Consider the following 12030-nt stretch of genomic DNA (forward strand, 5'->3'; position numbering starts at 1 on the left):
CGTACTATAGGATGGCTCGTACACCATATGGTACATTGTACTAGAAATGGTCGGAAACTCAATGGTGCCGGCTTCGGGGGGCGTCGCTCGCAGGCCGCGAAGCTCGAGAGAAATCATGTCACGCGCAATCAAGCATCTGCTTATCGGAGGACTAATCATCATGACCACTGCGGCAACGGCCAATGAACTGACCATCGTCAATCCGCGCACCCTCCATGACCCGTCGCCGAACGGCTACAGCACGGCGGTGATCGCGCCGCCCGGAGCCCGGGTGGCCTATATTTCCGGACAAGGCGGCCAGGACAGCGCGGGAGGCTTGTCGCCCGATTTCGCCGTCCAGGTGAAGCAGGCCTACGCGAATCTGCGCTCAGCACTTGAGGGGATCGGTGCGAAACCCGATCAGGTCGCCAAGCTCACTGTCTTCGTCGTCGACCACGACATGTCCAAGCTCGAAGTGCTGACAAGGAGCGTCAAGGAGATGTTCGGCGACGCGTTGCCGGCGCAGACCCTGGTCCCCGTTCCCAAGCTTGCCATCGACCCGATGCTGTTCGAGGTCGAGGCCGTGGTCGTGCTTGATTAGCAGCGATGCGTACCGCGCTGGTTTTGTTCCTGCGCAACGCCACGCCCGCTGGACACTCACTGAAGCGACCACCAGCGGATGTCAGGAAAGACATCGCTGTCGCGCGTGGCCTGTTGGGCATGCTCGATCACAACGGAGAGCAAAAAAGGCGGGCATCACTGCCCGCCGTAGTAGAGATATGGCGCGCCGGGGACTTGCTTCAAGACCCTGCGGCCGACGTAGAACTCCCGCCTTGTCCATCGTCACCGAAACGGGAGTTCGCGAATGCGGGTATTGCTGTCGACATATGGCTCACGCGGGGATGTCGAGCCCATGGCAGGGCTTGGCGCCGAATTGCAGGCGCTTGGCGCCGAGGTGGTGGTGTGCGCTCCGCCGGATGATGAATTCGCGGCGGTGCTCGATCGCGCGGGCGTGCCGCTGGCGCCGGCCTTCTCCTCGGTGCGGCAGTGGGTGACCGAGGCGTTGGCCGACCGATCGGCGGTGAGCCTACCCCAGCGCGCGGCCCAGGTGCTTGCCGGGCAGCTCGACGCGGTCGCCGAGGCCGCAAAGGGATGCGACCTGATCCTAGCGGCCGGCCTGTTCCCCTCCACCGCCGCGGCACGGCTGGTGGCCGAGCAAATGGGTATCCGCTACGTCTATGCAACTTTCTGCCCGATCTGGCTGCCATCCACGCATCACCGGCCGCGAGCCTATCCGGAACACCCTCTGCCGGCTGACGTAACCGACAGCCGGGTCCTTTGGGATCTGAACGCGCAGGCCATGAACGCGATATTCGGCGGAGCGTTCAACGCGCATCGCGCTTCGATCGGACTGCCGCCGGTGGACAATGTCCGCGACCACGTTTTCACCTCTCGGCCATGGCTGGCATCGGACCCGGTCTTGAGCCCGTGGCAGGTGACCGATCTTTGCGATGTGGTGCAGACCGGCGCATGGATATTGCCGGACGAACGCCCGCTTCCGGCCGATCTGCTGGCATTCCTGAATGCCGGACCGGCGCCGGTCTATGTCGGCTTCGGCAGCATGCCGATGCAGGCAGCGAAGGACGCAGCGCTGGCAGCCATCGCCGCGATCCGCGATCAAGGACGCCGCGCGATTGTCCTGCGCGGCTGGGCGGACCTTGTTCTCAATGACGATCGCGACGATTGCTTCATCGTCGGAGACGTCAACCAACAGGCGCTGTTCCCTCGCCTTGCCGCTGTCGTCCATCATGGCGGCGCCGGCACGACGACAACGGCGGCCCGGGCCGGCGCCCCCCAGATCGTCGTGCCCCAGATAGCCGACCAGCCCTATTGGGCGGGCCGGGTGGCCGAGCTCGGCATCGGCGCGGCCCATCAGGGCCCGGCTCCGAGCTTCGAATCCATGTCCGCCGCGCTCGGCCGGGCGCTATCGCCTGAGGTCTCGGCGCGTGCGACCAACGTCGCCCGTACGGTTCGTTCCGACGGAGCGGCAGTCGCCGCGAAGCGGCTTCTCGATGCCGAGAAAGGGGCGGCTTCCGGCACCGGTGCGAGGAGGTCAGGAACGGATGCCTTGAGATGAACCCGCGCGGGCGAGCAGCAGGGCGCGCTCCCTCTCATTGCCGGTCAATTCCGCGGCCTGCCGGAATGCGGCGCGGGCTTCCGCCTGATGTCCCAGTTTCTCCAGGAGATCGCCGCGCACCGTGGGCAGGAGATGCGAGCCCTTCAGGCGCGGCTCGTCCTTCAAGGCCTCGACGATGGCGAGGCCCTGCGCCGGCCCGAACGCCATGCCGACTGCCACCGCCCGGTTGATTTCGACGACGGGCGAGGGGGCCGCCAAGGCAAGGGCCTGATAATAGGCCGAGATCGCGATCCAGTCGGTGTCGGCGGCCGTTGCCGCGCGGCTATGGCAGGCGGCGATCATCGCCTGCAAGAGATAGGGGCCGGGTGTCGATGTCAGGGCCATCGCACGGTTCAGGCCGTCGAGGCCGCGCCGGATGAGCGACCAGTTCCAGCGGGCGCGGTCCTGGTCGAGCAGCAGGATCGGTTCGCCCGCCTTGCCGATGCGAGCGGGGAAGCGCGAGGCGTTGAGTTCCATCAGCGACACCAGGCCCTGCACCTCGGGCTCATCAGGCATCAGCGCCGCCAGCGAGCGGCCAAGGCGCAGCGCCTCGCCACAGAGATCGGCGCGCAGCCAGTCCGGCCCCGTCGTTGCCACATAGCCCTCGTTGAAAGTGAGATAGACCACCTCCAGCACGACGGCGAGACGTTCGCGCCGCTCCTGCCCGCGCGGCGTCTCGAAAGGGATGGCGGCATCACGAAGGGTGCGCTTGGCGCGCACGATGCGCTGGGCGATGGTGGCTTCAGGCACCAGGAAGGCGCGGGCGATCTCGGCCGTCGACAGCCCGCCCAGCAGGCGCAGAGCAAGGGCCGCGCGCTGCTCGGCCGGCAATACGGGATGGCAAGCGGTGAAAATCAGCCGCAAAAGGTCGTCGTCGATATCCTCGTCGAGCGCTGCCTCGATGTCGGGCATTTCGCGCTCCAGTTCGGCGAGGTCGATGGCGAGTTCGCGATGCTTGCCGTCGATCATGGTGGTGCGGCGCAGCCGGTCGAGCGCCCGGTTCCTGGCGACCTCGGTCAGCCAGGCGGCCGGGTTGCGCGGGATGCCGTCCCGGGGCCAGCGCTCCAGCGCCAGCAGGAAGGCATCGCCGGCGACCTCCTCGGCCAGCCCGATATCCCTGAGATAGCGGACGAGCCTGGCGATGAGCTTGGGCTGCTCGATCCGCCAAACCGCTTCGATGGTGGCCGCTTCGATGGTGGCTGTGGCCGTCAACCCATCAGCTCGCTAAAGCCTTCCGCCACCTTCTGGACGTCCTCGGGGAAATCGCTCATCTCGAAGACGCGGCGAACCTCGATCAGGTCATTCTCCCCGGCGGGGCAGCGGCGCGCCCATTCGATGGCTTCTTCACGCGAGCGTACGTCGATCACCCAATAGCCGCCCAGCACTTCCTTGACCTCCGCGAACGGGCCATCGGTGACAATGGGCTTGCCGGCCTTGAAGCTGATCCGCGCGCCCTCGGACGGCGGATGCAGCCCGTCGAGCGCCAGCAGAACGCCGGCCTTCTTCAACTCTTCATTGTATCGCATCATTCCTTCCACCGCCTCGGCGCCGGGCCTGACGTCGGCCGCCGCCTGTGCGTAGCCGCCGGGGATCATCAGCATCATGAACCGCATGGTCTTCTCCTTGGTTGGGTTGGTTCGATGATACGACGAACGAAGGGTGACGGAATCGACAGCGGTGCGAGGAAAAATTCAAATCCCTGATAGTCGGTCGAAGCCGCTCCGGGGCTTCAGCGCCCCGGACGCTTATCGATGGATATCCGTTACGGCGCATTGTCGGCGACGCGGTCAATGGCGTCGATCAGCCGTTTCCGCTCCTTGTTGATCCACTGGCCCTCCGCGTAGTTCTGGAGAAACGTTTCGACAAACTCGACAGGGTTCTCGCCGACGATCGCGCGGATCGGGGTTCCGTGCGCCGCGCTCTGTTCGAAGAGGTCGATGAGATCCTCCAGCATCGACACCATGGTGTCCCCGTTGGTGATCGCCCCGAAATACATGAGGTACCGGTCCAGCGCCTCGATCGCCGCGCGATAATTCGCCGGAAGCTTTTCCGTGCGCGCCTTGTACTGCCAGTAGCGTTTCTTCTGCTCGATCGACCCTGTGATCTTCTCGATCCATCCTGTGACCATGTCTATTTCCTTTCCGTGTTGAGCTGTTCGAGCCGTTCCGCGAGGAAGTTCCACGTCCTCCAGAACTCTTCGAGGTCGTCCCGTCCCCGGGCGTTGATCGAGTACACCTTGCGGGGCGGGCCCTTCTCGGACGGGATCTTCTCCACGTCGACGAGACCCTTCTGCTCGATCCTGACGAGCAGGGCGTAGACGGTGCCTTCGGCGATGTCCGAGAAGCCCTGGTTTCGCAACAGCGCCGTGATCTCGTAGCCATAGGCGCGCCGCGCGGACAGGATCGCCAGGATGATGCCCTCCAGCGTGCCCTTGAGCATCTCCGTCATCTGCTTGCCCATGGAAGTACCTCTCATGCTACTCAGTGATGATGAGTAGTGGTACTTAGCATCGCTTAATAGTGATCGTCAAGCCCTGCCTTCTCGACCGGCCGGCGCCGCCGCCGGTACCGGACAAGTTGTTGCAAGGCCTGCCGTGGAAGCCTCGGCCGATCGAGTTGGACCGTCATATGGGCGGGGCTGCCATCTGGCCCTGTGCTTTTGCCCTGATATGTCAGCGTGCATCCGTCACCTCGAGTAAGCCCGCGTGAAATCATCCAGCCTGGCCGGCGTCGTCTCCCCCATGATCCCGGTGCTCGTCTGCGCGCTTGGCATCTTCCTTCTGTCCGGCATGGATGCGGCGATGAAGGTGCTGGTCATCGCGGTCGGCGTCTACAACACAGTGCTGTGGCGCAGCATGCTGGCGACCTTGGTCGCGGGCGCGGGCTGGCTGGCGGGGCCGCGCTCGCTTCCCGCCGTCTCGGTGCTGAGACTGCATGCGCTGCGCGCCGCGATTGTCGGCATTGTCCTGCTGTGCTTCTTCTGGGGGCTTGCCAGACTGCCGCTGGCGGAGGCGATCGGGCTGAGTTTCGTGGCGCCGCTGTTTGCGCTGCTGCTGGCCGCGCTGCTTCTGGGCGAAAGGATACAGCGCAAGGCGATCTGGGCCTCGCTCGCCGGCATTGCGGGCGTCGTGATCATCGTGGCCGGCCAGTTCGGGCAGAAGACCTATGCCGGCGATGCGCTGCTCGGCACCGCGGCAGTGCTCGTATCGACAGTGTTCTACGCCTACAATCTGATCCTCGCGCGACGACAGGCGCTGCTGGCCAAGCCGATCGAGATCATGCTGTTCCAGAACCTTTGCGTCGGGCTCATGCTTGGTCTTGCCGCACCCTGGCTCGCCATTGCGCTGCCCAGCAATCTCTGGCTTCCGCTCGCCGGGGTGACGGCCCTGTCGCTCGCCGGCCAGTTCCTGATGAGCTGGGCCTATGCGCGCGCCGAAGCGCAATATCTGATCCCGACCGAGTATTCAGCCTTCATCTGGGCGATCGCGCTCGGCTGGTTCTTCTTCGACGAGGCGGTGACCTGGACGACGCTGGCCGGAGCCGGCCTCATCGTGGCCAGCTGCCTGATCGCCGCGCGCTCGAATCCGAGGCTTGCCGAGCCGATCGAAGTCGCGGTTTGAATTGCCGTGCGCAAGTAGATCGGCGCCTACTGTATTTTTATTAAATGTTTCGCCGGTCGAATTACGATCTGTAGACCATTCGTCGGATTGTTGTGCTTCCAGCCCGGAAAACATCACTGAATGGTCGATGTGATGGGGAACTCTGTGGCAAGTTCCTGGAGCGGTATCGTGCCGGCAATTTTGGTCCGGATGCGGTCGCCTGGAATCGAGCGATCCGAGCGGGCCCGGCATCACGAGGAGGATTTATCCGATGAGCTTCTTCGTCAATGCCCTGGGCGTTCCTCTTCCCTACAGCGGCGCTTCCACCCATTGGTATTCGGCGGCAGGGGCCGGGCCGGACTTGTACGGCAGCTCCGGAAACGACTCCTTCTACGGAGCATCCGGTGTCACCATGCATGGTGGCGCAGGCGATGACATCTATTACCTCTATGCGGCGAGCAACAAGGTGGCGGAGGCCGCCGGGGCAGGCATCGACACGATCAGCACATGGATGAGCTACAAGCTCCCCGACAATGTCGAGAACCTCGTCGTCACAAACGCCAACAACTATGCTTTCGGAAATGGTTTGGACAACATCATCACCGCCAAGGGCGGGCACCAGACCCTGGACGGCGGCGCGGGAAACGATGTCCTGATCGATGGTGGCGGCGGGTACGACACTTTCATCATCTCGAAAGGCAATGGCAGCGACCTGATCGCGAATTTTGCCGCCACCGACACGGTCCGTCTTAGCGGCTATGGCTTCACGTCGTTCGACGCCATCCACGCCAACATGATCCAGGCGGGTTCGAACGTGCTGTTGAACCTCGGGTCCGGCGAGATCCTCGAGTTCAAGGACACGACCATCGACAAGCTGCAGCCCAGCCAGTTCGAATTGCCGATCGACAAGTCCGGAATGCAGCTCTCCTTCAGCGACGATTTCAACACGCTGAACCTCCACAACAGCCAGGGCGGCACGTGGGACACCAACTTCTGGTGGGGCGCGGCGAACGGCAGCACCTTGAGCAGCAACAACGAGCTGCAATGGTATATCGACGCCAATTACGCACCGACGAGTTCCGTCCACCCGTTCAGCGTGAACAATGGCGTGCTCACCATCACCGCGGCGCAGGCGCCGGCTGACATCAAGCCGCTGATCAACAATTTCGAATACACCTCCGGCATCCTGACGACCCACGACACCTTCTCGCAGACCTATGGCTATTTCGAAATAAGGGCCGACCTGCCCGAGAACGCCGGTGCCTGGCCGGCCTTCTGGCTGCTTCCGGAAGACGGTTCATGGCCGCCGGAACTCGATGTCGTGGAGACGATCGGCCAGGCCCCGAACTCGTTGATCATGACGGCGCACTCGAATGAAACGGGGACGCACACCAAGGTGACGTCGACGGTGAGCGTCTCGGACCCCGCCGGTTTCCACACCTATGGCCTGCTCTGGACGCCGGACAAGCTCGTCTGGACCTATGACGGTGTAGAGGTCGCCGAAGCGGCGACGCCCTCCGACATGAACAAGCCCATGTACATGCTGGTCGATCTCGCTGTCGGCGGCCTGGCCGGCACCCCTCCGGACCATCTGGCCACGCCGGCCGAGATGAAGATCGACTACGTCCGCGCCTATACGCTGGACAGCGCGCCCGCGAACGCCCTGAACGTCACCAGCAGCACCACCACGACGCAGAATATCGCCACGCACAGCAGCAGCACGCTGCACGGCGGTTCCGAGTTTGGGGGCCACGCGTAAGGTCTCGGGAACATGCAGCGTCGGGGAATGTGGAAATGACTGGACCGTCCGGCCTGCGTCCGGTCTTCATGCGCGCCATCGCCGATGTCGGCGTCTTCTCGCTGTTAATCAACATCCTGCTGTTGGTGATTCCACTCTACCTGCTGCAGGTCTATGACCGCGTGCTGCCGTCCTCCAGCGTCGAAACGCTTGTCTATCTTTCGGTCATCGCGGTTCTCGCGCTCGCTTTCCTCGGGTTGCTGGACGCGATCCGCGCCGTTTATACGCAGCGCGTCGCGGCGACCCTCGACCGGAAACTGGGCGCCAGCACATTCGCCGTTTCGCTTGGCGCTAGATATGCCGGGGGCCTGTCACCGCTGCGCGACCTCGCCTCTGTCTGCGCCTTCATCCGGTCGCGCGGCGTGGCGGTGTTGTTCGACCTGCCTTTTGCGCCCGTCTTCCTCGCCTTGCTCTATCTCATCCATCCCGTGCTGTTCTGGGTGACGGTCGCCGGCGCAGCGCTTCTGCTTTTGCTGGTCGTGGCCAACCAGCTTGCCATCGGCAGGAACGACGCCCTGTCGGCCGAGCGTTCGGCCCTGGCCAGCCAGGCGGAACAGGCCTTTGCCCGCAATGCCGAGACGCTGCGCGCCATGGGCATGGTGGAGAACGCCGCGCGGGTCTGGGGACGGCACGTGGCGGCAGCGCTCACCTTGCACGACCGTTCCTCGAGTGCCAATGCGATCTTCAGCGGTGCCTCTCGGGCGCTGCGCATGATGCTGCAACTGGCGATCCTCGGCGTCGGCGCATGGCTGGTGCTCAAGGGGCAGATGACGGCAGGCATGATCTTCGCCTCCTCGCTGGTGTCGTCGCGCGCGCTGCAGCCGCTCGACCAGTTGATCGGCGCATGGCGACAGATCGCCGACGCCCGGCGCGCGTGGAAACGGCTGGAGACGGCGCTTGCGGCGCGTCCGGCCGAAGCGCGCAAACTGATCCTGCCCGATCCGGCAGGGGCGATTTCCGTGCAGGACGTTTTCTTCATGGCGCCGAATGCGCAGCCCGGCACCGAACCCATCCTCAAGCGGCTGAACTTCCAAATTGGCGCCGGCCAAGCGTTGGCCATCGTCGGCCCGAGCGGCGCCGGCAAGTCGACGCTGGCGCGGTTGCTGGTGGGTGCTGCCCGGCCGACCGGCGGCGCGGTCAGGATCGACGGCGCCGACCTCAGGACCTGGGACGAAAACCAGCTCGGAAAGCATGTCGGCTACCTCGCGCAGGAGGTCGAGCTCTTTCCAGGATCGATCGCGCAAAACGTCGCCCGCTTCGACCCAGATGCGGATGATGCCGCGATCGTCGAGGCGGCAAGGCGGGCTGAGGCGCATGAGCTGATCCTGGCGCAGCGGGACGGCTACCAGACATTGATAGGTCCGTCGGACAGAATGCTGTCGGGCGGCGAACGCCAGAGGATCGGGCTGGCGCGCGCCTTCTACGGCAATCCCAGAATTCTCGTCCTGGACGAGCCGAGCACCCACCTCGACGGCACGGGCGAAGCGGCGCTCGAGGCGGTCCTCGCCGCCGCGAAGGCGGCCGGCGTCACCATAGTCGTGATCACGCATCGCCCTTCGATCGCAGCGTCCTGCGACCGCGTGATGCTTCTGCGTGGCGGCGCGATCGAAGCCTTCGGCCCAAGCAGCGAGGTGCTGCGGCATTCGGCTGTTGGCAAAGGCCTGCCCGCGCAGCCGAATACGGTGGTGACAGGGTCCTTCGCCACGACGATCCGCACGCACAACGTCCGTTTCGGGTCGTAGATGATGGCGGTGCAGAGCCTCGCCTGGGAGGGCAACCCGCGTACCAACATAAGGCGTGTCGCATTCGCCGGATACGCGGCGACAGCGCTGTTTGCGGGTTGCTTTGGCTATTGGGCCGTCAGCGCGCCCTTGTCTGGAGCGGTGATCACGCAAGGCACGATCTCGGCGACCGGCGGAAACATCCTGATCCAGCATCCCGACGGCGGCCTCATCGAGGAGTTGCTGGTCCATGACGGCGATCGCGTGCAACAGGCCCAGGATCTGATCGTGCTGGATCCGACAGCCGCGCAGACCGAGCTCAACCGGCTGACGAGACAGTCGATCGCACTCAGGGCCAGTGCGGCGCGGCTCGAGGCGGAACGCGACGGGTTGGACAGGCTAGCGCCAATCACCAAACCAGCGCCAGCTTTGCTCCAGTCCGATTTCGACGCCTTGATTCGAGAACAGCAAAAGGAATTCGATGCCAGGCTCGCCCGGTTCCGATCGGAACAATCGATCCTTGCCCAACGCCTGGCCATGCATCGGCAGTCAGTCGTGGGATTGCAGTCCCAGAAGGAGGCCGTTCAGCAGCAAGCCGAAATCGTGAAGAAGGAGCTCGGCATCAAAGCCGGCCTGCTGGACAAGGGTCTCACAAATCGTACCGAATACTCGCAGCTTTTGCGCAGCGAGGCCGATCTCGTCGGGCAGGCCGGGATGCTGGAAGCCAATGTCGCGGCGGCCAACACCCAGATCGTCGAAGCCCAGGAGCAGATCGAGCGCCTGACCACGCAACGCGTGGAGGAGGCGCTGACGAAGCTGGACCAGGTTCGTTCCAACCTAGCCGACATCGAGGAACAGATCAGGGCGGCCGAGGCGGTGCTGCGGCGCACGAGGATCAAGGCACCGGCCGCGGGCATCGTGGTGTCTTCGACCTATAATGCCAGGGGCAGCGTGATCGCGCGCGGCGAAAAGATCATGGAGATCCTGCCGACGGCACCGGGTCTGATTGTCGAAGCAAGGCTGCGGCCGAAAGACGTCGATCAGGTCCGTGTCGGCCAGCCGGCGAAACTGCGATTGTCCGCCTTGAACACGCGGCTCACCCCGGAGGTTTCAGCCACCGTGGCACAAATTTCCGCGGACCGGCTCGTCGACGAGGCCACGCACGAGCCCTATTACCGCGTCAAACTCAGGATTGCCGCCGACCTGCCACCCGGGGTGAAGCCCGAGCAGCTTTATCCGGGAACGCCGGTCGAGGCGTTCATCAGCACTGGCGATCGGACTTTCCTAGAATATCTGGCACGGCCGATGCTCGATTCCTTCGCTCGCGCGTTCACGGAGCGGTAGCCGGCCGCGCAATCCGAAGTCGACATTCAAACATTCAGCGTACCGCCTCGCGGTGGGTGCCGGGCAGGCGGGTGGCGATCAGCTTGTCGATGCGGCGGCCGTCGAGGTCGACCACTTCGAAGCGCCATCCTTGCGCGTCGACGCATTCGCCGGTCGCCGGCAGATGGTGCATATGCGACAGCACATAGCCGGCGACCGTCTCGTAGTCGCGGTTTTCGGGAAGGTCGATGCCCAAGATCTCGGCCATTTCGTCGGCCTGCATATAGCCCGCCAGCAGCCATGAGCCGTCCTCGCGCTTGACGGCGTTTTCTTCGTCGCCGGCATCGAGGTCCGCCCGGAACACGCCGGTGATGGCTTCGAGAATATCGGCAGGCGTGACGATGCCTTCGAAATGGCCGTATTCGTCATGCACCAGCGCCATCGGCACGTCGGATTCCTTGAGCTTGTGCAACACGTCGAGCGCGTCGGCCTGGTCGTAGACGATGGGAGCGGCGCGCACATGCTTGCGCGGGTCGAGCGTGCGGCCGGCAAGGATCGCGGCCAGCACGTCGCGCGTCTGGACGACGCCGACCATGACATCGACGCCGCCGTCACCCGCGGGCAGGCGCGAATGCTGGGTTTCCATCAGCAGCTTGCGGATCGTCGTGTCGTCGGACTGCAGGTTGATCCAGTCGACCTCGGTGCGCGGCGTCATCACCGCACGCACGGCGCGGTCGCCAAGCCGCATGACGCCGGCGATCATGCGCCGCTCGTCGGATTCGATGGTGCCGTGATGCTCGGCCTCGGCGACCAGCATCTTGATCTCCTCGTCGGTGACCTTCTCCTCGCTTTCGCCGCGCTGGCCAAGCAGCCACAATATGGCGCGGCCGGAGATGTCGAGCAGGAATACAAGCGGCGCCGAGATGGTGGCGAGGATGGTCATGGCCGGCGCGGCGCGGGCGGCGACCCGCTCGGGATCGCGCAGTGCGATCTGCTTGGGCACGAGTTCGCCGACGATCAGCGAGAAATAGGTGATGATGGCAACCACGATGCCGACGCCGAGCGGATCGGCGACGCTTTCGCGCATGCCTGTCGTGGCCAGGAACACGGACAACCGGTCGCCCAGCGTGGCGCCGGAGAAGGCGCCGGAAAGCACGCCGACCAGGGTGATGCCGATCTGCACGGAGGAGAGGAACTTGCCGGGGTTGGAGCCAAGATCCAGCGCCCGGCCGGCGCCGTTGACGCCACGGTCGATCATCGCCTTGAGCCGTGCCGGGCGCGATGAAACGATGGCGAGTTCGGACATTGCCAGAAGGCCGTTCACACAGATGAGGACGACCACGATAGCGATTTCGACGTATAGCATGAGGGCTCAATAGCATTGCGGCGGGCCGCTCGAAAATAGCGGGCCGCCATTTTTAGAATATGACATGTG

11 protein-coding genes are annotated in these 12030 nt (G+C 64.4%); 6 read left to right on the plus strand and 5 right to left on the minus strand.

The features are described 5' to 3' along the window. The first annotated feature begins 115 nt into the window (after nucleotides 1–115). Both JG746_RS11805 and JG746_RS11810 read left to right on the plus strand, forming a co-directional pair. A complete protein-coding gene (locus JG746_RS11805) occupies nucleotides 116–580 on the plus strand; it encodes a RidA family protein (RefSeq protein ID WP_202358284.1) in 465 nt (154 codons plus the stop codon). A 333-nt stretch (nucleotides 581–913) separates the two neighbouring features. Then, nucleotides 914–2116: a glycosyltransferase gene (locus JG746_RS11810; protein WP_274609326.1), complete on the plus strand. Its 1203-nt coding sequence runs from the start codon at nucleotides 914–916 to the stop codon at nucleotides 2114–2116. Here JG746_RS11810 and JG746_RS11815 read toward each other — a convergent pair. From JG746_RS11815 to JG746_RS11830, 4 genes are all read right to left on the minus strand, one after another. Further along, complete coding sequence (locus JG746_RS11815) at nucleotides 2093–3367, minus strand: RNA polymerase sigma factor (protein WP_202358286.1); 1275 nt, start codon at nucleotides 3365–3367, stop codon at nucleotides 2093–2095. The two genes, JG746_RS11810 and JG746_RS11815, sit on opposite strands and share 24 nt — an antisense overlap. After that, a complete protein-coding gene (locus tag JG746_RS11820; RefSeq protein ID WP_202358287.1) occupies nucleotides 3364–3768 on the minus strand; it encodes a YciI family protein in 405 nt (134 codons plus the stop codon). The genes JG746_RS11815 and JG746_RS11820 overlap by 4 nt, the downstream gene beginning before the upstream one ends. A gap of 149 nt (nucleotides 3769–3917) precedes the next feature. Further along, complete coding sequence (locus tag JG746_RS11825) at nucleotides 3918–4283, minus strand: DUF1048 domain-containing protein (protein WP_202358288.1); 366 nt, start codon at nucleotides 4281–4283, stop codon at nucleotides 3918–3920. A 2-nt stretch (nucleotides 4284–4285) separates the two neighbouring features. Further along, complete coding sequence (locus tag JG746_RS11830; protein ID WP_244730753.1) at nucleotides 4286–4615, minus strand: PadR family transcriptional regulator; 330 nt, start codon at nucleotides 4613–4615, stop codon at nucleotides 4286–4288. 280 nt (nucleotides 4616–4895) lie between these two features. On the opposite strand from JG746_RS11830, the gene JG746_RS11835 reads away from it, so the two are divergent. From JG746_RS11835 to JG746_RS11850, 4 genes are all read left to right on the plus strand, one after another. Continuing rightward, a complete protein-coding gene (locus tag JG746_RS11835; protein WP_202359326.1) occupies nucleotides 4896–5774 on the plus strand; it encodes a DMT family transporter in 879 nt (292 codons plus the stop codon). A gap of 250 nt (nucleotides 5775–6024) precedes the next feature. Next, on the plus strand, nucleotides 6025–7512 hold the full coding sequence (locus JG746_RS11840) for a family 16 glycosylhydrolase (RefSeq protein WP_202358290.1): 1488 nt from the start codon (nucleotides 6025–6027) through the stop codon (nucleotides 7510–7512). Nucleotides 7513–7547: 35 nt separating this feature from the next. Further along, nucleotides 7548–9293: a type I secretion system permease/ATPase gene (locus JG746_RS11845; RefSeq protein ID WP_202358291.1), complete on the plus strand. Its 1746-nt coding sequence runs from the start codon at nucleotides 7548–7550 to the stop codon at nucleotides 9291–9293. Between the two features lie 3 nt (nucleotides 9294–9296). Continuing rightward, entirely contained in the window at nucleotides 9297–10616 is a 1320-nt protein-coding gene (locus tag JG746_RS11850; RefSeq protein WP_202358292.1) for an HlyD family type I secretion periplasmic adaptor subunit, read from the plus strand. Nucleotides 10617–10650: 34 nt separating this feature from the next. Here the strand turns inward: JG746_RS11850 and JG746_RS11855 are convergent, their stop codons facing one another. Continuing rightward, nucleotides 10651–11961, minus strand: coding sequence for a hemolysin family protein (locus tag JG746_RS11855; RefSeq protein ID WP_202358293.1), 1311 nt, complete (start codon nucleotides 11959–11961; stop codon nucleotides 10651–10653). Between the last annotated feature and the right edge of the window lie 69 nt (nucleotides 11962–12030).

The sequence above is a fragment of the Mesorhizobium sp. 113-3-3 genome (genome assembly GCF_016756495.1).
Classification (GTDB): Bacteria; Pseudomonadota; Alphaproteobacteria; order Rhizobiales; family Rhizobiaceae; genus Mesorhizobium.

What these genes read in the sequence shown, in the direction of transcription:
- JG746_RS11805 (WP_202358284.1), top strand. Translation starts at nt 116, where the DNA reads ATGTCACGCGCAATCAAGCATCTGCTTATCGGAGGACTAATCATCATG.
- JG746_RS11820 (WP_202358287.1), bottom strand. Translation starts at nt 3,768, where the DNA reads ATGCGGTTCATGATGCTGATGATCCCCGGCGGCTACGCACAGGCGGCG.
- JG746_RS11825 (WP_202358288.1), bottom strand. Translation starts at nt 4,283, where the DNA reads ATGGTCACAGGATGGATCGAGAAGATCACAGGGTCGATCGAGCAGAAG.
- JG746_RS11830 (WP_244730753.1), bottom strand. Translation starts at nt 4,615, where the DNA reads ATGGGCAAGCAGATGACGGAGATGCTCAAGGGCACGCTGGAGGGCATC.
- JG746_RS11835 (WP_202359326.1), top strand. Translation starts at nt 4,896, where the DNA reads ATGATCCCGGTGCTCGTCTGCGCGCTTGGCATCTTCCTTCTGTCCGGC.
- JG746_RS11840 (WP_202358290.1), top strand. Translation starts at nt 6,025, where the DNA reads ATGAGCTTCTTCGTCAATGCCCTGGGCGTTCCTCTTCCCTACAGCGGC.
- JG746_RS11845 (WP_202358291.1), top strand. Translation starts at nt 7,548, where the DNA reads ATGACTGGACCGTCCGGCCTGCGTCCGGTCTTCATGCGCGCCATCGCC.
- JG746_RS11850 (WP_202358292.1), top strand. Translation starts at nt 9,297, where the DNA reads ATGGCGGTGCAGAGCCTCGCCTGGGAGGGCAACCCGCGTACCAACATA.
- JG746_RS11855 (WP_202358293.1), bottom strand. Translation starts at nt 11,961, where the DNA reads ATGCTATACGTCGAAATCGCTATCGTGGTCGTCCTCATCTGTGTGAAC.